Annotated in this window: 18 protein-coding genes, 1 tRNA gene, 2 rRNA genes and 1 pseudogene; 16 read left to right on the forward strand and 6 right to left on the reverse strand. The window is 34.6% G+C overall.

Going from position 1 to position 20,592, the window contains the following annotated elements; genetic code table 11:
• The first annotated feature begins 33 nt into the window (after positions 1-33).
• The 15 genes from IHE43_RS20625 to IHE43_RS20695 all read left to right on the forward strand — a co-directional run bounded on the left by IHE43_RS20625 (position 34) and on the right by IHE43_RS20695 (position 13,976).
• The gene (locus IHE43_RS20625; protein ID WP_192185655.1) at positions 34-870 is read left to right on the forward strand and encodes a toxin-antitoxin system YwqK family antitoxin; all 837 of its coding nucleotides are present in this window, start codon (positions 34-36) and stop codon (positions 868-870) included.
• The gene (locus tag IHE43_RS20630; RefSeq protein ID WP_192185656.1) at positions 863-2,074 is read left to right on the forward strand and encodes a hypothetical protein; all 1,212 of its coding nucleotides are present in this window, start codon (positions 863-865) and stop codon (positions 2,072-2,074) included. Before IHE43_RS20625 ends, IHE43_RS20630 begins: the two co-directional genes overlap by 8 nt.
• Positions 2,049-2,384: a hypothetical protein gene (locus tag IHE43_RS20635; RefSeq protein ID WP_192185657.1), complete on the forward strand. Its 336-nt coding sequence runs from the start codon at positions 2,049-2,051 to the stop codon at positions 2,382-2,384. The genes IHE43_RS20630 and IHE43_RS20635 overlap by 26 nt, the downstream gene beginning before the upstream one ends.
• Positions 2,368-2,865: a type II secretion system protein J gene (locus IHE43_RS20640; protein WP_192185658.1), complete on the forward strand. Its 498-nt coding sequence runs from the start codon at positions 2,368-2,370 to the stop codon at positions 2,863-2,865. The genes IHE43_RS20635 and IHE43_RS20640 overlap by 17 nt, the downstream gene beginning before the upstream one ends.
• A complete protein-coding gene (locus tag IHE43_RS20645; RefSeq protein WP_192185659.1) occupies positions 2,865-3,986 on the forward strand; it encodes a type II secretion system F family protein in 1,122 nt (373 codons plus the stop codon). The genes IHE43_RS20640 and IHE43_RS20645 overlap by 1 nt, the downstream gene beginning before the upstream one ends.
• Before the next feature lie 71 nt (positions 3,987-4,057).
• Complete coding sequence (locus IHE43_RS20650) at positions 4,058-4,492, forward strand: type IV pilin protein (RefSeq protein ID WP_192185660.1); 435 nt, start codon at positions 4,058-4,060, stop codon at positions 4,490-4,492.
• A gap of 1 nt (position 4,493) precedes the next feature.
• Entirely contained in the window at positions 4,494-4,976 is a 483-nt protein-coding gene (locus tag IHE43_RS20655; RefSeq protein WP_192185661.1) for a hypothetical protein, read from the forward strand.
• Positions 4,976-6,382 carry a GspE/PulE family protein gene (locus IHE43_RS20660; RefSeq protein WP_192185662.1) on the forward strand — a complete coding sequence of 469 codons (1,407 nt, stop codon included), beginning with the start codon at positions 4,976-4,978 and terminating at the stop codon, positions 6,380-6,382. Before IHE43_RS20655 ends, IHE43_RS20660 begins: the two co-directional genes overlap by 1 nt.
• A 5-nt stretch (positions 6,383-6,387) precedes the next feature.
• Entirely contained in the window at positions 6,388-8,292 is a 1,905-nt protein-coding gene (locus IHE43_RS20665; RefSeq protein WP_192185663.1) for a type II secretion system protein GspD, read from the forward strand.
• The gene (locus tag IHE43_RS20670) at positions 8,292-9,479 is read left to right on the forward strand and encodes a hypothetical protein (RefSeq protein WP_192185664.1); all 1,188 of its coding nucleotides are present in this window, start codon (positions 8,292-8,294) and stop codon (positions 9,477-9,479) included. The genes IHE43_RS20665 and IHE43_RS20670 overlap by 1 nt, the downstream gene beginning before the upstream one ends.
• A complete protein-coding gene (locus tag IHE43_RS20675) occupies positions 9,472-9,996 on the forward strand; it encodes a hypothetical protein (protein WP_192185665.1) in 525 nt (174 codons plus the stop codon). The genes IHE43_RS20670 and IHE43_RS20675 overlap by 8 nt, the downstream gene beginning before the upstream one ends.
• The gene (locus IHE43_RS20680) at positions 9,980-10,933 is read left to right on the forward strand and encodes a hypothetical protein (protein ID WP_192185666.1); all 954 of its coding nucleotides are present in this window, start codon (positions 9,980-9,982) and stop codon (positions 10,931-10,933) included. Before IHE43_RS20675 ends, IHE43_RS20680 begins: the two co-directional genes overlap by 17 nt.
• A gap of 1 nt (position 10,934) precedes the next feature.
• Positions 10,935-11,441 carry a hypothetical protein gene (locus IHE43_RS20685; RefSeq protein WP_192185667.1) on the forward strand — a complete coding sequence of 169 codons (507 nt, stop codon included), beginning with the start codon at positions 10,935-10,937 and terminating at the stop codon, positions 11,439-11,441.
• Positions 11,442-11,706: 265 nt separating this feature from the next.
• On the forward strand, positions 11,707-12,951 hold the full coding sequence (locus tag IHE43_RS20690) for a hypothetical protein (protein WP_225585232.1): 1,245 nt from the start codon (positions 11,707-11,709) through the stop codon (positions 12,949-12,951).
• A 14-nt stretch (positions 12,952-12,965) separates the two neighbouring features.
• Entirely contained in the window at positions 12,966-13,976 is a 1,011-nt protein-coding gene (locus IHE43_RS20695) for a hypothetical protein (RefSeq protein WP_225585238.1), read from the forward strand.
• A 76-nt stretch (positions 13,977-14,052) separates the two neighbouring features.
• Here IHE43_RS20695 and IHE43_RS24095 read toward each other — a convergent pair whose 3' ends face one another.
• Genes IHE43_RS24095 through IHE43_RS23770 form a run of 3 tightly spaced genes read right to left on the reverse strand, consistent with a single transcriptional unit; the run spans position 14,053 to position 15,403 of the window.
• On the reverse strand, positions 14,053-14,268 hold the full coding sequence (locus IHE43_RS24095; RefSeq protein WP_225585239.1) for an IS3 family transposase: 216 nt from the start codon (positions 14,266-14,268) through the stop codon (positions 14,053-14,055).
• The gene (locus tag IHE43_RS23765; RefSeq protein ID WP_225585510.1) at positions 14,208-14,939 is read right to left on the reverse strand and encodes an IS3 family transposase; all 732 of its coding nucleotides are present in this window, start codon (positions 14,937-14,939) and stop codon (positions 14,208-14,210) included. The genes IHE43_RS24095 and IHE43_RS23765 overlap by 61 nt, the downstream gene beginning before the upstream one ends.
• On the reverse strand, positions 14,885-15,403 hold the full coding sequence (locus tag IHE43_RS23770; RefSeq protein ID WP_225585240.1) for a hypothetical protein: 519 nt from the start codon (positions 15,401-15,403) through the stop codon (positions 14,885-14,887). Before IHE43_RS23770 ends, IHE43_RS23765 begins: the two co-directional genes overlap by 55 nt.
• A gap of 186 nt (positions 15,404-15,589) precedes the next feature.
• On the opposite strand from IHE43_RS23770, the pseudogene IHE43_RS20705 reads away from it, so the two are divergent.
• Positions 15,590-16,608: pseudogene (locus tag IHE43_RS20705) on the forward strand (proline-specific peptidase family protein).
• Between the two features lie 540 nt (positions 16,609-17,148).
• Here the strand turns inward: IHE43_RS20705 and rrf are convergent.
• The 3 genes from rrf to IHE43_RS20720 all read right to left on the reverse strand — a co-directional run bounded on the left by rrf (position 17,149) and on the right by IHE43_RS20720 (position 20,587).
• A 5S ribosomal RNA gene (rrf, locus tag IHE43_RS20710) occupies positions 17,149-17,258 on the reverse strand.
• Between the two features lie 181 nt (positions 17,259-17,439).
• A 23S ribosomal RNA gene (locus tag IHE43_RS20715) occupies positions 17,440-20,323 on the reverse strand.
• A gap of 190 nt (positions 20,324-20,513) precedes the next feature.
• Positions 20,514-20,587, reverse strand: a tRNA-Ala gene (locus IHE43_RS20720).
• Positions 20,588-20,592 lie beyond the last annotated feature (5 nt).

Genomic DNA, 20,592 nt, shown 5'->3' on the forward strand with positions numbered 1-20,592 from the left:
GATTGCCCCACATTTAAAAATTAAAACTGCCACTTGAAAACCTATACAATACCACGCTATATTCTTGTTTTTTTCGCCTTTGTTTTGGTCTCTTTTGGCGACCCTTACACAATAAAAAGAATTTCTGACAAAGATTTCAGATATGAATTTTATACTACAGATAAAAAAGTAAAACCTAAAACTGCAAAAACTTATTATTGGTTTAAAGGAGGTCTTATTCACGAAGCTCAGGGCGGTATTGCCGGAGATTTGCTTGATGATAAATTCACCAAAATGTACCACAGCAATCAACTGGCAGAACAAGGTCAGTTTAAAGAAGGCCTTCGTGTTGGTTTATGGAAAACCTGGCATTCAAATGGTGTTTTGGCCACTACCCTATCTTATTGCAAAGGTTTGCGCTCGGGGAAATATTTTAGATACGATGAAAACGGTAATTTGGTCGAAAATGGAAAATTCTGCTCGGACTTGAAAACCGGAAAATGGACAAATGTCGAAAGCAAAGAAATCACTACCTACAAAAAAGGTGTAATTGTCAAGAAAAAAGAAACTTTTACCAAATCTGAAAAATACAGAATCAAACAAGAAAATATCAAGCTGGAAAACAGTAAAGATAATCAAAAGGAATTAGAAGCCACTTCTGATGCTGCCAAACTCGCTGCTCTTAAGTCCAAAACAAAAGAAGAAAAAACATTAGCAAAAGAAAAAGCTAAAAAAGATGCGGAAGCTGAAGCTGCTGCCAAAAAAGCACAAAAAGCCGCAAAGAAAGAGGCTAAAAAACAAACTAGAAATGAACCTAAAAAAGATTCTAAAGTAGAAACCTTCTTTAAAAATCTTTTCAAAAAGAAAGATAAAGCTCCAAAAAATGGTTAAGGCTCATAGTTTGTTATATGCCATTTATGTGTGCTTAATTGTATCTATAATTTGCGGGGCATTGTTGTACTTTTCCAATTTGTACAACCAGCTGAATCTGTATTATAATCTTCAGGAAGAACTTTATATTCAGAATCAGTCGGTTTTAAATTTTGCTTTGGGGAATAAAATGGTTTCTGCAGATATTGAAAAAGACGAAAATTCAGGTATCGAAGGCAGCTATGAAACAAAACCATACGGATTACTTTCTTTGGTTTTAGTGCAATCTTATATTTCAAACGACACTGTTTCTTCCGTACACTTTGCCGGGGCACGAAATCTGGACAAAAATGCCGTTTATCTGACTAATTTCTCAAAATCATTGTTTTATTCCGGAAGTGTAAAACTTATTGGAAACAATCAATTGCCAAGTACTTTTATTGAAACTTCGTACATCAACAACGATTTAAATAAGCTAACGGCAGAAGGAAAAATTACTATTTCAGAAACGCAATTACCTGAAGTTAATCCTGAATTCAAAAAGATATTTCAAGGATTAAAATCAGAAAAAACAAAACTTTCTGATATAGAAAAACCTAAAGATTCTTTGTATTACAATTCCTTTTTTAATACGACAAAAGAGATTGAGGTACAATCAAATTTAGGGAATATCATATTTAAGGGAAACTTCATTTTACGATCTGGAGATTCTATTCGGGTGAAAAAAAATACAGTACTTGAAGATGTCATTTTAATTGCGCCAAAAATAACTTTTGAAGCAGGTTTTAGAGGAACTGTACAGGCATTTGCTACAAAAGGAATTGAGCTAGAAGAAAAAGTAACGCTAAATTATCCATCAGTAATTTGTGTCTATAATGAAAGCGAAACCGAATCAAAAATTAAAATAAAAAAAGAATGCCAAATAACCGGCGCAGTCGTTTTGTTTGGCAACACCAACAACCTGATTGACAAAAATACAATCGAAATTGATGAAGACGGATTACTTTTTGGTGATTTGTATTGTTCGGGAAAACTAATGCTCAAAAGCAATGTTTACGGCTCTGTTTATACCAATCGCTTTTTCCTGAAAACAGCAGCATCCAGCTATGACAACATGATTAGCAATATCGAAATTAATACCGGAAAACGTCCGGATTATTTTATATCGATCCCATTGTTCAACACTCAAAAAACAACTTATGGTGTTATCAAAAAGGTATTATAAGCTGTCAGCCAATTCTATATTAGAATCCGTTATTGCATTGACGATAATTTCGGTTTGCCTGTATTTTGCTGTTATGATTTTTGCATCAGTTTATACACCCAAAACATCTGTCAAATTTTATGGCACACAAAATAAAGTCAACGAACTGTTTTATTTGTCTGAATTAAAAAGTGATTCCTTATCGGGTGAAAATGAAAATATGCTAATAGAGGAAGAAACCGTAAACGATAATCTGAAAAAAATATCCATACAATACAAAGACAGCACACAGTTTAAATTCGAGAAAAGTTTTTATGTTCAAAATCCGTAATAACACAAAATCAGTCCCGGCCTTCTCTATTATTGAGGCTGTAGTTGGTATGGCGATCACAGCTATTATCATGGGCGTTTTGTTTGTTATTTTTTCGATTATTACCGGGAGAATGCTGGATTTTAAAAATCAAAATCAATTGGTCAATGATTTAAACCGATTGACGTACAGTTTGAATAAAGATATTTTTGAAAAAGAAAAAATGATGGTTCTGGAAAGTGAAATTGATTTTAATAGCTATACAGGAGAAAGGGTTTCTTATCAGTTTTCAGACGATTATATTTTAAGAAACAGTGAAACCTTTATTGATACTTTCAGAATTAAGTTAAACAAAATGATGGTGGATACTGTTAGAAGCAAATCAGAGCAATTTGTTTTTCAGAAGATCAAATTAAATATAGAATCAAACGAAAAAGAAATGGATTTACGATTTTACAAAAGAGTGTATCCGAATGAATTATTAGAAAAAATGAAAAAATAATGAGTTTTGATTTAACCACATATAAAGCGCCAAAGGCCGAAAAGAAGGATTTCAAAATTGAAACCGGCTCTTTTCAGTTCTCTAAAAAACTTTCTGACAAGAAAAAGGAAATTTTTTACAGAGAGCTTGGTATGCTTTTAAGATCTGGTGTCGATTTTAAAAAAGCACTGGAAATTTTGAGTAACCAATCTGCTAATAAATTCGAAAAAGAATTAATTCTTGAGATCAAAGAAAAGGTTGTTGAAGGAAGAAGTATTTACGAATCGATGCGTGAAACTAATCAGTTTTCGGCTTACGAATATTACAGCATTCAAATTGGTGAAGAAACTAGAAAATTGGAAGAAGTTTTAGGTGAATTACAAAAATATTTCAACCGAAAAATTCAAATGAAAAGACAAATTATATCGGTTATGACTTATCCGACAATTGTCATGCTGGTTACGATACTGGTTTTGTATTTCATGCTGAATAAAGTGGTTCCGATGTTTAGTTCTGTTTTTAAGCAATTTGGTAGTGAATTGCCAAAAAGCACACAAATTATCTTAAAAATTTCGAATCATTCCGGGATGATTTTTTCTGTTGTAATTGGGGTTATAGTAGCTTTAATTGTCATACACATGGCATTAAAGGAAAAAGATAGTTACAGATCGTTTACCACTAAAATGCTTCTGAAGATTCCGTATTTCGGAAACCTGATCCGTAAAATATACATTTCGCGTTTCTGTCAGGCGATGAATTTATTGATTACATCAAAAACAACCTTAATCAATTCATTGACGTTAACAGCGAAAATGATAGGCTTCTACCCTATTGAAATCGCCATTCATCAAATAAAAGAAGACATCACAAGAGGAGCGTCTTTAAATGAAAGTTTGAAAAAACACAGTGTCTTTGAAAACAAAATGGTTTCGATGGTCGAAGTGGCAGAACAAGTGAACCAGCTTGAAACCATGTTTGAAAGATTAACAGAGCAATATAATGAGGAAATAAGCCACCAAACCAAGATGATTGGAGTCATTTTAGAACCCATGATTATCATCGTAATTGGAGCTATCGTAGGGGTGATTATGGTTTCTATGTATGCCCCAATGTTTGACCTGAGTAAAATCATCAATAAATAAATAGAATGTTAATCCAATTTGTTTTTTACGCCAATTAATTAACACATTTTAATAAATAAAAAAGTATATAAATGTTAAGTAAGATTAAAAAATACCACAAATTACACCAAAGACTGCTTGTTAAAGCGTACTCTTTAACAGAGATTTTAATTGTATTATGCATCATTGGGATCCTTTTACTAATGGTATTGCCAAACCAAACCTCAGTAATTGGACAAGCCAAAGCAATTGAAGCTCAGGCCATGCTTAATCAGGTTTATGGTTTAGAAAAAAGTTATTTCTACAGACATTCAAAATATTCAGGCAATTTAGAAGAAATTGGTTTTGAACAGGAAAAAACAGTTGACGAAGGTGGACAAGCGGTTTACAAAATCGAAATCCTGGAAGCTTCAAATGATTCCTTTTCAGCTCGTGCAACCGCTACTTCAGATCTTGATAGTGATGGTAGTTTCAATACGTGGGAAATCGACAGCAAAAAAATATTAACCGAAGTAACAAAAGAATAAATTGAAAACAGCCCCAGCAATTTTGTTACTTTGTTTAGTAATTGTGTTTATTCAGGATTGGAAATTCAGAAAAATACATGTGGTTTTACCGCTTGTTATTTTTGCAATTTCATTCTTTATAATTGCAATTGAAAAATACGATTTATTAGAGATCGTACTTTTTAATACTGGTTTCTTTTTAACCACACTAAGCATTTTAACGATTTATATGAGTATGAAATCTAAAAGGTTTCTAAACCCTTTCCAGCACTATTTTGGATTGGGAGACTTATTGTTCTATGTGGCTATTACTCCTTTATTTTTATTAAAAAATTACATTCTCTTTTTTATTCTGTCACTTCTGTTTGCCATCATCCTGCAATTTGGATTAAAGAAATTCATTAAAGAAGAAACCGTTCCTTTAGCAGGATTCTCGGCTTTATTTTTATTCATTGTAATACTGAAAGACAGCTTTTTTGTTTTTCAAAAAATAACTTTATTATAATGACACAAGATATCGAAATACTTTCTGAAGTGCAGCATATGGTCTCTAATGATCTTGCAAATCAATATAGAATATTGCCAAAATCTTTTTCTGAAAACACTTTAGAATTATATGTTGATGATTCTAATAATAATGAAGATGCAAAAGAGGAACTGGAGCTTTTTTTAGGAAAAAACGTTATTTTTTATCCTATAGATGCGTACGAAATAGAAAAGGCATTGTCTATTTATTATCGAAAAGAACGTGCTTTATCATCTAATAAATCTCTAAATGTTGACAAAGGCGACTTTCTGGAAAATCTATTAACGGAAGCAAAATCATTAAAATGCAGTGATATTCATTTTGAGGTTTATGAAGATTCGTCCCGAATTCGTTTTAGAATCGACGGGCAATTAATTGAACGTTACAAAATAGAACGCGATAATTATCTTGAATTAGTTAATAAAGTCAAGATTAAAGCCAAGTTAAATATTACTGAAAAAAGATTGCCGCAAGATGGTAGAATTACTAATGAATCATTTGATATAAGGGTTTCAATATTGCCCACTTTGTTTGGTGAAAAAATAGTAATGCGTCTTTTAGGGCAAGATGCTTCAAATATTGATTTGAATACCTTAGGTCTTCAAAAAGAAGAGCTGGAAAGCTATTTAGAAGCAGTTAAAAAACCTAACGGAATTATTTTGATAAGTGGTCCAACCGGTTCAGGAAAAACGACTACACTTTATGCCACTTTAAGATTATTAAATGATAGTCGAAGAAACATCGTTACCGTTGAAGATCCAATTGAATATACCTTAAAAGGAATTAATCAGGTACAATTAAAAGAAGATATTGGCCTAACCTTTTCATCTGCCTTAAAATCATTTTTACGCCAGGATCCTGATGTTATTATGTTAGGGGAAATTCGTGATTCAGAAACAGCTTTAATGGCTATTCGCGCTTCATTAACAGGACATTTGGTTTTATCAACTATACATACCAATTCGGCAATAGGAACAATTTCGAGATTAATTGATATGGGAGTGCCGTCTTATTTGATTGCCGAAACCTTAAACTTATCTGTAGCACAGCGATTGGTTCGTAAACTTTGTGAAAACTGCAAAAAAGAGACCGTTTGTAATCCAAAAGACTTTCCGCTGAATTTTAAATTTCCTTATGAAATTTCATCTTATTACAAACCTGTGGGGTGCAACAAATGCTTTCATACCGGATATAAAGGCAGAACCGCCATTTATGAAATTTTAAATATCGATAACACAATTACCGAAGCAATTAAAAACAATACCATTACCAAATTATATAGCAACGATAAAAATTATAAATCTCTGCCCCAAAAAGCATTTGAGATTTTAGCCCTAGGAGAGACTTCTCTGGAAGAAATATATTCAATTTTAATAAACATATAAATATAATGCTTAAACAGGTTGTTTACGTACTAGCTGCGTTATTTTTCACAAATATTATTGTAGCACAGCAAGATATTGTTGAATTAAGTAGAAAATTTGACGAATTGTCAATACAAAAAAAGGGATTAAACGAGACTATTAAAATTGATGTTTCAGGACTTACACTCCATGATTTCATTTCTTCAATTGCCGAAGAACATCAGTTGAATGTTGACATTGATACGGAATTAAATCAGCCAGTTGCCAATAACTTTTTTGATGTAACGGTCAAAGATGTTTTTATTCATCTGGTCCAAAAATATGATTTGGAAGTTTCTTTTATGAACAATATTATCATTTTCAAAAAAAGAAAAATTATAACCGTTGTAGAAAAAAAACAGCCTAAAATCATTGATGTCACTTTTAATCCGCAGAATGATTTTTTGTCTGTAAGGCTCGAAAATGATACGCTTTCAACAGTCGCGAAGGCAATTATAGACAAATCTGGAAAAAACTTAGTATTAGCACCGGATATAAAAAACATCAAGGTCTCTGCCTATATTTTAAATCGTCCGTTTGATCAGGTTATTGAAATGATGTCAAAATCAAATGATTTATCAGCTACAAAAGATGATAACGGTTTTTATTTTTTACAAAAAAATACCGCAGCAAATCTTGCCATTCAGACTAGCGGCCCTAAAGCAAAACAACCGAAAGTTAGTCTTGGCGTTCCCGGATTTTATGAAGTTAACATCAACAAAACCGGTTTTTTACAAGTCAATGCCTATATCGCAGATGCCTCAGATTTGTTGACAGAAGCCGCAGAAAAACTTCATATTAACTACTTTTTATACAATAAACCTGAAAACGAAAAAACGACACTTTCAGCAGATAATATCACTTTTGATGACCTTTTAGCCCATATTTTTAAAGGAAAAAAATACACTTTTAAAAAACAGGATAACTTATATTTAATAGGAGAAGAAGCTACCGAAGGATTGAGAATAACAGAGCTGATCCAATTAGAAAACAGGTCGATTGAATCCATCATCAGTACACTGCCTAAAGTGTTTTCTGAAAAATTAGAAATAAAAGAATTCATTGAGTTAAACGGATTAATTGTTTCCGGATCACGTTCTATTCTGGAAGAATTAAAAATTTATATTAAACAAATTGACAAAGTTGTGCCAATGGTACAAATTGAAGTTATTATTGTTCAATACAATAAATCTTATGATATCCAAACCGGAATGAAAGCAGGTTTAGACAAGATAAATTCTGTTAAAACCGGCGGTGTACTGTTTCCAAGTTCCGATGTAACTTTAAACGGATCTTCTGTAAACAGTCTAATAGATGCCTTTAATGGTTTTGGCCTTTTTAAACTCGGAAAAGTTACAGAATCATTTTATCTTAATTTGAAACTTCTTGAAAACAACTCCGTTTTAAAAATAGAATCTACTCCTAAAATTGCGACAATAAGCGGACATGAAGCTAAATTATCAATTGGAGAAACAAGTTACTACTTTGAACAAAATAATCGACTAATAAACAGTAACATTGGAAATGATATCCTGAACTCAGGAACCTGGAAGTCTACAGATGCAAATTTGAGTGTCTCTATTAAGCCTTATGTTTCTACAGATGAAAATGTTACACTTACAATTGCTGTTGAAAAAAGTTCTTTCTTAGCCAGGGTTGGTGAAGATGCTCCTCCGGGAAAAGCAACTCAAAAATTTGAATCTTTAGTTAGAGTCAAAAACGGAGAGATGATTTTATTGGGAGGTTTGGATGAATTGAAAAAAGAAAATTCAGGATCAGGAACTCCTTTAATATCACGAATTCCTATTATAAAATGGTTTTTCAGCAGTAGAAAAAAAGGGAAAAGCGATTCCAAACTTCATATTTTTATTAAACCAACTGTTATTTATTAATGTTAGCTACTTTATCTAAATTCATAAAACTGAATGACATAAATGTCGTTGGCGTAATCAAAAAAGAAGATTACGAAATCTATAATTTGCTTACTGTAAAAAAGAAAGCAAACAAGATTTCTATTATTTCTCAGCAAAGTTTTGAAATCTTTGAAACACTAAGCAAAACAGCAGATAAAAAAATACCTCTTTTAATAGTAATGGAAGGTAAAGGTGTTTTGAATAAAGAAATTGATTATGAAAATGAAGCCGATGTAAACTGGCAAAAAAACATAGATTATAATGCTATTTACTATACTGATTTAAAAGGTTCCAAATCGAATTTTATCAGTTTTTGCCGAAAAAATATTGTTGAAGAAACGATTTCAAAGTTTAAAAAAAATGGATTTGAAGTTATAGACGTTTATATTGGATCGTTTTTGGCTGCATTGCTTAATACAGCATTACAAAAAGAAGTTTTACTTTCAACCGATTTGCGTCTGGAATTTCAAAATGACAAACTATTAAGTTTTTCTAAACAAAATGAAACTGTAAAAATTGAGGATTATAAAGTTGGTGAAGAAACAGTATCAAGCATTTTTTTACCTCTGTACGGCGCAATTATTCATTTTTTTGTAAAACCAAAAGATGTTTCAAAAACAATTAATGCTTCTTTAAGCAGTGAGGAATTAATTTATAAAAAAGCATTTGGCGTTTTAGGAATAACAATGCTTGTTGGCTTTCTGACTACTTTATTAGTAAGCTATTTTCTAATTCAATATTACGGTACAAAAAATTCAGAACTGAATCTGCAGACCGTATATTCTAATCAATCCTATCAATTGATATTAGATTTAGAAGCACAAAAAGAAAAAAAACTAAACATTTTAAAGGAGTCAGGAGTTTTATCCTCAAAATTTCTCTCTTATTATGGTTATGAAATCATCAAGTCAATTCCTTCAAATATTTCTTTGAATGAATTGAATATTATACCCTTAAAAGAAGAATATAAAGAAAGCAAAAAAGCTTTTTTCGATAGTAAAATTATCATTATCAAAGGTGAAACTTTTCAGGAATCATCTTTTAATAGTTGGCTGGAAGATTTAAAAAAAATGGATTGGCTGCAGCGCTTTGAAATTATCAGCCTAAAAAAAGACAAAAAAAACAAATCAATATTTGAAATAAAAATAACAATAAAAAATGTTTGAAAACTATTCTTATAAACAAAAATTTTACGCACTGATTGCGCTCTTTTTTTTATTGTCAATTACGGCATATAAAAGATCCTTTCATGCTTTATTTGATGTAGTTACAGAATATCGAACACTATCAAAAAAAGCAGATGACATCAATAAAAAGGCAAAAAACACAAACGGTCTGACCAAAGATATTGCCTATTTAGACAAGATCATGGGAAAAGAAGGTGTCTCAAAAGAAATGGTCCAGCAGGGCATTGTTAGTTTTGCTTCAGAAAATTCGCCTCAGGTTTCTATCAGCGATTTAAAACCAATCCATGACTTTTCTGAAGAGGATTATCACATTATTACGAATCAATTGGATGTTACAGGAAATAGTAATCAACTCTTAAATCTGGCTTATAATTTTGAAAAGAAATTTAATCTTTCAAGAATGGTAAGCATGAATTTTTACACCACAAAAAAGAACAATAAATCTGAAGTTTTACATTTAAAAATGATTTTTCAAAACTATGAAAACAATAAATAAAATTATACTTATTGCTTTGGCAATCCTTACCTACTCTTGTGAAGATATTCTTGAAGAAGACATTAGCGACGACACAGTTCAAATTCTCTCTCCCGCTAACAACGCTAAGATTGAGAGTAATGTAGTTAACTTTAAATGGAACAGTCTTAAAGGTGCAGACAAATATCGTATTCAGGTATATCAATCAGATCAAGTGTTAGTATTAGACTCATTAACTACTAAAATAAGTATTACATTGCCTTTGAATGCGGGAAGTTATGTTTGGAGAGTGCGCGCTGAAAATTACGCTTATGAATCTGTTTATTCATTTCCGTCTAATTTTTCGACAACAATTCCCAATGATTTAACCAATCAACAAGTGATTTTATCAGGTCCTGAAAATGATAAATTTGTAAACTTCACCAATATAACCTTAAGTTGGGAACCTCTTAAGAATGCATCAAGTTATAGTCTGACAGTAATTAATACAGCTACTAGCCAAGAAGTATATCCTAAAACTGATTTGACGAATACTTCAATAACTCTCGATTTACCCACCTTAGCAGATGGAACATATGAATGGAGGTTAAAAGCTAAAAACGCAGAAACGGAAACAAAACAGTATTCAGCTCGTAAATTTAATATTGATAAAACTATTCCTAATCAGCCAAAAAATACTTTGCCTGCAGATAATTCAACTCAAACTGCTAATACAAGTGTAACCTATACCTGGAGTATTGCGGCCGATACAGGAAGTGCAAAATCACCTATTTCATACATAGTAGAATTTTCAAGCGACGTTGATTTCAGTACAATAATTCAACCTCAAAACAGTAATACAACTACACTTCAGCAAGCATTTTCGGCTCCAGGTGTTTATTATTGGAGAGTACGAGCAATTGATGGCGCAGGAAATATTGGCACAAATAGTACTGCATTCAAGTTTACTGTGAATTAAAATGGCTAAAAAGAAAATAAATATAATTCTGATTGTCGTTGTTCTTGCACTTTGGGGAACCGTTGGATATCGGGCACTTAATCGTCAATTTGCCGGTAATGAAATGATTCTTGAGAAACAGAGTAAACTTGATAATGCAACAATTAATCAAATTAATAAAGATACTTTTGAACTGGAAAAGATAAATCGGGATCCGTTTTTAAATAAGCAATTTCAGACTGCTGTAGCAGTTCCAAGAACTCTAATCTCTCATTATAAAGCTGTAAAAAAAATAGTTACTCCTATTGTCCCAAAGGGAGATCCAAATCTACAGTGGCCTAATCTTTCTTATCATGGTTACATTGCATCAAAAGAAAGAAATGAAGATTTGGTTTTACTTACAATAGATTCAAAACTTCGTAAACTGAAATTGAACGATCCCGTAAATGGATTAATCGTTAAAAAAAGATATAAGGATTCAATCGAGGTTTATTTTAATTCAGAAACAAGAATGATACATTTGAAATAATTTAAATTATTAAGTCAGTTCATCCAGAATTAAACAAACAGACAAAGGAGCCTCTTTCTCTGCAGAACTCAAACCCTTAACTTTGTTATGGGTTTTGTCTTTTTATACTGTGGCTAAGTTCACCAAACTAAATCATGTATTAATAGTTATTACAACAACAATTTTTCAAAACTTTTAACCAATTTTTTATTTAACCGAATTTTTATGACATTTGTTCTTTTTGAAATATATTCGAAAAAGCAAAAACAATTTTAAACCAACCTACATGATTAAGAACACCAAAAAATGGCTGTTTAGCATTTTGCTATTAGCAAATCTCTTCTTTTTTACCAGCTGCGAAGATGGAAATGATGACGAAAACTACAAACCAAATTATTCAGCAAGTATTGATGCTACAAATTTGCCAGCCGGAAACAAACCAATGACTATGTTTGAAGATACGGAGAGTTCTTCAAAAATGTATAATAAAAGTGATCGCTGGTTTAGAGTAAATGAGCCTTTACAAGTAATACAAAAAGGAAAAGATTCGGTACAAATATCATTGTATTCCCCAGTTGGACTTACTGATGTAAAAATCTACGCCAAATTGCCTAACTATAACAAACGATTTGTAATTTATACCTTTATAAAAATCCCTGCCTTTCATCGTTCTTTTCATCAAATTCCCCTAACTGCTGGAAAGAATGATTATTTATCTGAAACAGGAAGCCCTATCACGATAGATAAAATTGAAGGTTTTTCTTCTGGTGGTATCGAATTTTCAGTTGAATCAAGCGATCCCTTATTTACGAAATTCAAAAAAATAAAGTCTTCACGATTGGTTCAGTTTAGCGATTCTTACCATTTAAATAATCCCGCAGATGATCCTAACAAGTATTTACCGATGAATCCGGTTTTGGCGAAAGAAGCCATCACTATGATTATTAATTTTTCATATGCCATTAGTCATCCATTGTACTACGATACATTTATGAATTTTGACAGATATAAAAAAGAACAGGCTGCCACAGCCGGAACTTCAATAAATGGAGCAATCAACTGGCATGGAAATGCTGATGACGTCGATGGAGTTTATGATTATTTAACCAAGATGCAAATCGAACAGACTTACACTACTTATATTGATAAGCGATCCCTTTATATAGCAATGGTTGGTGGAGATTCTGCCTGGGGTGGAGGACCTTTAGCTTCTCAATGGGAATCTGGTTATGTTACCGGACATTGGAAAGGAGAAATGTCAGTTTGGTCACACGAATATTCACATCACAGTGGTTACAATCACAGTAGTAATTTGGCTAATAGTGGCGAAGGTGGAGGCCAACAGGAAATGCTAACCCATTTTTACAAATATCTGATTTATCTAAATGATCTTCCTTTTACAGATCCTGAGATACTTAAAACGTATACAAAAACAAACTATCTGACAGGCACATACAAAAAACCTGTCTTCACAATCGATCAAAAAAATCCATTTTTACTAAAATATAAAGGAGAAGGAAAATGGAACTAAAAAATAAAATCAGCATGAATAAAATACCTTATATCCTTTTATTACTTTGCCTTTTTACCAATTGTAGCAAAGATTCTGACGGAGAAAACAACGGTACAACTTATAACTATTACTATCCTACCGATGAAACAGCGATCACAGCAAGAGAAATTGGAACTGGAGCTGGAACACTTGATCCAAAAGGTATCGCAGTAGCAAACAATAAATTATATATCTGTAATGGTGATGTGTTGGAAATTTTTGATACTACAACTTTAAAATATATCAAAACAATTTCAAACTATACTAAAGGAACTTCTACAATTGCACTTACTAAACTTTCTTCTGTTTGTATTGACAACGGACGTATTTATTTAGGAAGTCTCGACTCAAGACTTTTTGTATTTGATGAAATTACAAACGTTGGAATAAGTACAGTAGGAAATGGTCAATGGTGGAATACATTTGTACATGTCTTTGGAGTTATTGTAAAAGACGGATTGGTATTTGTGAAAGAAAAGGAAACCTCTATTAAGGTTTTTGAAACATCACAAATTACTGAAAACAGTGACTGGAATTTAAAACCATTAGCGAAATTGAATACTTTAAATGGTTTTGACCAAATCTATTCTATGGATATAGCAGCAGGGAATTTGGTCATAGCAGGAAGAGATGCAAAAAGTTATTTGTATTACAACATTGCAAATATTAAAGCCAATGCAGCAAGTTCACTTACAGAACCTATAAAACCGACAACAGAGCCTTTTTCTGATGCCAAACCTATAGCTGTCTCTTTTAATGCTGATTGGGCAATTACAACAGAAACCGTTGGAAGTTTACACTATTTACGCCTTTATCCTAAAGAAGAGTTTATGAATAAAAAATATACTCCTAGAATAAATGCTAATGATATTATGGGAGCAAATCCTTTTGGAACTGTTTTAAGCACAGCGTTATTCAATGACCGCATTTTTTTATCAGATAACACAAATAAAAAAATCAGGGTCATTAAGCTTAACCAATCTACGATTACGGAACAAAATTAAAGCACTTTTATAAAATCAAGACAATAAAACAAAAGCCCGATTTAGACTGCACCCAAAAGTTTAGACAAATTTATAATTAAGTTTGATAAAAATGACCTCGATATTTTATCGGGCTCATTTTGTTTAAATTTGATTTAATTCTTTCGTTATTGTAATAGATTATATACTTACTAATTTCTTTTTTTAATTGTTCTATTGATTTGAATTTTTGGGTATAAAACATTTCAGATTTTAATATTCCAAAGAAGTTTTCAATAATTGCATTATCCAAGCAGTTTCCTTTTCTTGACATGCTTTGTTGATTCCTTTTTGTTTTAATAAAAGTTGGTAATGATTCATTTGATATTGCCAGCCTTGGTCTGAATGAAGTATTAAATTTGTATTATCTGGTATTTTCCTAAAGGCCTTTTTCAGCATCATAACCACTTGATTAAACACTGGTCTCTCTGTGAGTTCATAGCTGATTATTTCCTGATTAAATAAGTCAATTATTGGTGATAAATATAATTTGTTTCCAGCTATGTTGAACTCTGTTATATCAGTTGCCCATTTTTGATTTGGAGCTTTTGCTTTAAAATTTCGTTCTAGTATATTTGGAGCTATTTTACCATTTTCACCTTTATAAGACTTATACTTTTTTACTCTAATAACACTTTTTAGTCCTAATAGATTCATTAATCTGAGAACTGTTTTATGATTGATAACCAGTCCTCTATTTTGTAATTCATCGGTTATTCTTCTGTAACCATAACGCCCTTTATGCCTGTGAAAAATAACTTTAATCAACTCTTTAATTTCTTTATATTTATCAGGTGACTTATTTTGTTTTTGATGATAATAAAAACTGCTGCGTGCCATATTTGCAAGGTTCAAAAGTAATTCCAAACCAAATTTATGCCTTAATTCGTTTATGGCTTTGGATTTTTCCTGGCTTGAATTAAGGCTTGCAACTTTTTTAGCAATTCATTCTCACAGCGAAGTCTTTCGTTTTCTTTTAACAGTTCCTGCTCTCTTGTCAGGGGTTTCTCTGATTTACTTTTTTTGCCTTTATTATTACTCATCGATACGGGTCTGCCTCTTTGTTTTGGTTGTAATCCTACTAGTCCAAAGTTAGCAAAATCTTTTTTCCATTTTAAAACTATGGAAATATCGGGAATATTAAATCTTATACCAGCCTGCATCAAGGTAAGGGATTCCTTTTCTATGATATTGAGTACTTTTAGCTTAAATTCGGCTGAATAGCTTTGATTCATTCGTGACAATAAACCAATTTTACCATATGTCCTATAAAAACTGACCCACTTACGAATATTCCATCTTGCAGTCTGTTTCAATTTTGAAACATATCCATCTGAATAATGCTTCTTTAAAACCAATTCTACACATTCTAATTTAAATGCATAGTCATATTTTGCTTTTCTGTCCATAAAAAATGCCCCAAATAGTGTCTAACTTTTTGGGGCATGTTCAATTTAACATCGGGCTTTTGTTTTAAAGGAACATCTTAAATCCATTTCAAAATAGCCCGTTTAAAAATAAAATTATAATCTAATTTAAATTTGTATTTTAGTTTAAAAGAAATTACACAGTACAAAATCTTTTAATTTTCAAACATGCGACCAATCCTTCTCTTAGCAACCATTTTTTTAGCTGTTTCATGCAAAAAAGAAAACAAATCAGAAACGCTCTCAGACTACTTTACTTACAATCAAAAAAATACGGTTGAATCAGCTGGCATACAGATGATTCCTATCAAAACACCAGTTGGAGAATTCAAAGTCTGGACTAAACGATTTGGAAATAATCCCAAAATAAAAGTGCTTCTATTACATGGCGGTCCGGCTATGACACATGAGTATATGGAATGTTTTGAGACTTTTTTTCAGCGTGAAGGTTTTGAATTCTATGAATATGATCAACTTGGTTCTTACTATAGTGACCAACCAAAAGACAGTAGTTTATGGACTACGGAACGATTTGTAGAAGAGGTAGAACAAGTTCGCAAAGCTATTGGAGCAGACAATAATAATTTTTATGTATTAGGAAATTCATGGGGAGGAATTCTGGCAATGGAATATGCATTAAAATATCAAAAAATCTGAAAGGCTTATTAGTTTCAAATATGGTCGCAAGCGCACCTGAATATGGCAAATACGCTGATGAAGTTTTGGCAAAACAAATGAAACCAGAAATCCTGGCAGAAATTAGAGCGTTAGAAGCTAAAAAAGATTTTGCTAATCCACGTTATATGGAATTACTAATTCCCAATTTTTACAAAGAGCATTTATGTCGTCTAAAAGAATGGCCAGATGGTTTAAATAGAGCTAGTAAGCACATGAATGGCGAAATTTACACCATGATGCAAGGACCAAGCGAATTCGGAATTAGCGGTCGTTTAGCAAAATGGGACATAAAAAATCGTCTAAAAGAAATCAAAATTCCAACTTTAATGATCGGTGCCAAATATGACACAATGGATCCTAAAGCGATGGAAGAACAAAGCAAATTAGTTCAAAACGGACGTTTTTTATATTGCCCAAACGGAAGTCATTTAGCGATGTGGGATGATCAAAAAGTCTTTATGAATGGTGTTATTCAGTTTATAAATGATGTTAATAATGGAAAAATTTAGTGGTTAAAAACCAGATCAAAATTTAAATCACCATATCAATCATAATAAATTAAGACATACTTATACATCTAAACACCTAACCTTCAATGACAAATAACAAATAAAATCATTACTTATTAATAATAATTTGGGCGTTTCCCGCCGCAGCGGGCCGGAATTTCCGCTGTATTCCCGATTAACAAAAACTACGGCAAAAAAGCCTTTTTTTTCTAAGTGGGAGATGCCGCTCCCATCCCTAACGCAGTTCAGGATAAACCAGAAGTCTAGTTTTCAGAAGAAATTCCAACTTTTAAATCCCAAATTCCAATCCAAAGTGTCGAGGCTTAGTTTAACTTTCATAAGAAATTTGGTAAAGCAACTGCTATTTAACTGCAAAGAGCGCAAGGGATTACGCAAAGTTCACCACGAAAAGCCTTTGCGAACTTACTAAAGGCAGCTGTAAACACAACTACAAAAAACCTTTGCGCACTTTGCGGTAAAAAATACAAAGTATTGCAAACAAAAAAATCCCCATCAAATAAATGATGAGGATCTTCAAAAGAAAGGCGACGACATACTCTCCCACATAACTGCAGTACCATCTGCGCAGGCGGGCTTAACTACTCTGTTCGGGATGGGAAGAGGTGAGCCCCGCCGCAATAACCACCTTAAGGTTGTTAGTCTAAAGTCCAAAGTCATAAAGTTGTAAAGTCTTTCGACTTTGGACTTTAATCTTTCGACTTAAAGACTGCTCTGCGTCGAGCAAATATCTTAACATACTGAGATAAAGAAAGTTTTTTATTTATTAGAAAGTTTCTTCTCTCCCGTCTTTTGGACGGGAGAGAAAAGGGTGTACATAAGCTTACGGATTATTAGTACTACTCGACTATGACATTACTGCCTTTACATCTATAGCCTATCAACGTGGTCATCTTCCACGATCCTTAAAAGAAATCTCATCTTGTGGTGGGTTTCGCGCTTATATGCTTTCAGCGCTTATCCCTTCCAAACGTAGCTACTCTGCGGTGCCCCTGGCGGGACAACAGATACACTAGAGGTTTGTCCAATTCGGTCCTCTCGTACTAGAATCAGATCCACTCAAATTTCTAACGCCCACAGTAGATAGAGACCGAACTGTCTCACGACGTTCTGAACCCAGCTCGCGTGCCACTTTAATGGGCGAACAGCCCAACCCTTGGGACCTTCTCCAGCCCCAGGATGTGACGAGCCGACATCGAGGTGCCAAACCCCCCCGTCGATATGAGCTCTTGGGGGAGATCAGCCTGTTATCCCCGGCGTACCTTTTATCCTTTGAGCGATGGCCCTTCCATGCGGAACCACCGGATCACTATGCTCTACTTTCGTACCTGATCGACCTGTATGTCTCTCAGTCAAGCTCCCTTATGCCATTGCACTCTACGCACGGTTACCAAGCGTACTGAGGGAACCTTTAGAAGCCTCCGTTACTCTTTTGGAGGCGACCACCCCAGTCAAACTACCCACCAAGCAATGTCCCCCGCAAAACGGGGTTAGGCCTCAGATAAACAAAGGGTTGTATTTCAACAATGACTCCACAACGCCTGGCGACGCCACTTCACAGTCTCCAACCTATCCTACACATCATTTATCCAAGGTCAATACTAAGCTATAGTAAAGGTGCACAGGGTCTTTTCGTCCCACTGCGGGTAAACGGCATCTTCACCGTTACTACAATTTCACCGAGCTCATGGCTGAGACAGTGTCCAGATCGTTACACCATTCGTGCAGGTCGGAACTTACCCGACAAGGAATTTCGCTACCTTAGGACCGTTATAGTTACGGCCGCCGTTTACTGGGGCTTCAATTCAATGCTTCTCCGAAGATAACATCTCCTCTTAACCTTCCAGCACCGGGCAGGTGTCAGGCCCTATACTTCATCTTACGATTTTGCAGAGCCCTGTGTTTTTGATAAACAGTCGCCTGGACCTCTTCACTGCGGCCCTGTATTGCTACAGGGCGACCCTTCTCCCGAAGTTACGGGTCTATTTTGCCTAATTCCTTAGCCATGAATCTCTCGAGCACCTTAGGATTCTCTCCTCAACTACCTGTGTCGGTTTACGGTACTGGTACTAATTACCTGAAGTTTAGAGGTTTTTCTTGGAAGCCCTTAGGCGCACTATCTCTTTGTCCGAAGACTCCGAGTACTATCGTATTTCCCCAAGACGCGTGGATTTGCCTGCGCATCTTATAGGTAGGTACTTCAACGAACTATTCCGTCAGTTCGCGGCGCTTTCATCACTCCGTCACCCCATCACAGTAATTAGTAGTACGGGAATATTAACCCGTTAGCCATCGACTGTCCCTTTCGGGTTCGCCTTAGGACCAGACTAACCCACAGCTGATTAGCATAGCTGTGGAAACCTTAGTTTTTCGGTGTGCGGGTTTCTCGCCCGCATTATCGTTACTTATGCCTACATTTTCTTTTCTAACCAGTCCAGCATACCTTACGATACACCTTCAACCCTGTTAGAATGCTCCCCTACCACTTACAGTTACCTGTAAATCCATAGCTTCGGTAATACGCTTATGCCCGATTATTATCCATGCTCGTCCGCTCGACTAGTGAGCTGTTACGCACTCTTTAAATGAATGGCTGCTTCCAAGCCAACATCCTAGCTGTCTGGGCAGACAAACCTCGTTCTTTCAACTTAGCGTATATTTGGGGACCTTAGCTGATGGTCTGGGTTCTTTCCCTCTCGGACTTGGACCTTAGCACCCAAGCCCTCACTGCTGAGAAACATTATATAGCATTCGGAGTTTGTCAGGAATTGGTAGGCGGTGAAGCCCCCGCATCCAATCAGTAGCTCTACCTCTATATAACTTAATTCAGCGCTGCACCTAAATGCATTTCGGGGAGTACGAGCTATTTCCGAGTTTGATTGGCCTTTCACCCCTACCCACAGGTCATCCGAAGACTTTTCAACGTCAACCGGTTCGGACCTCCACTGTGTGTTACCACAGCTTCATCCTGCCCATGGGTAGATCACACGGTTTCGCGTCTAACACTACTGACTAAAGCGCCCTATTCAGACTCGCTTTCGCTACGGATCCGTGGCTTAACCACTTAACCTTGCCAGCAACGTTAACTCGTAGGCTCATTATGCAAAAGGCACGCCGTCACCCCACGAAAGGGCTCCGACCGCTTGTAAGCGTATGGTTTCAGGATCTATTTCACTCCGTTATTCACGGTTCTTTTCACCTTTCCCTCACGGTACTGGTTCACTATCGGTCTCTCAGGAGTATTTAGCCTTAGCGGATGGTCCCGCCAAATTCAGACAGGGTTTCACGTGCCCCGCCCTACTCAGGATACCACTATCTATTACACTTGTTACCCATACGGGACTATCACCCTCTTTGGTGTCACTTTCCAGTAACTTCCGGTTCCTTGTGCATAAAATGTCGTGGTCCTACAACCCCAGCATTGCCGTAACAACACTGGTTTGGGCTAATCCGCGTTCGCTCGCCACTACTTACGGAATCACTTTTGTTTTCTTCTCCTCCGCCTACTTAGATGTTTCAGTTCAGCGGGTTTGCCCACCTATCGGTGTACTATGTCTTCAACATAGTGGGTTGCCCCATTCAGGTATCTACGGATCAATCGGTGTGTGCCCGTCCCCGTAGCTTTTCGCAGCTTATCACGCCTTTCATCGCCTCTGAGAGCCTAGGCATCCCCCATACGCCCTTATTTTGCTTATTGTACCAATCATAAAATAAATTACGACCGTTTTTTTTTGTTTTCTACAATAAATTGTAAAAACGCTTTCTACTTTTTATTATTTTCTTATCTCAATATGTCAATGAACTTTATTTAGTCGAAGGTCAAAAGTCGAAAGTCGTCAAGTGAATCACTTTGGACTTTATAACTTTAGACTTTAGGACTAAAATCGTGGAGAATAACGGAGTCGAACCGTTGACCTCCTGCGTGCAAGGCAGGCGCTCTAGCCAGCTGAGCTAATCCCCCATTTT

The organism is Flavobacterium sp. MDT1-60 (assembly GCF_014844035.1).
In the GTDB taxonomy this organism is placed as follows: domain Bacteria; phylum Bacteroidota; class Bacteroidia; order Flavobacteriales; family Flavobacteriaceae; genus Flavobacterium.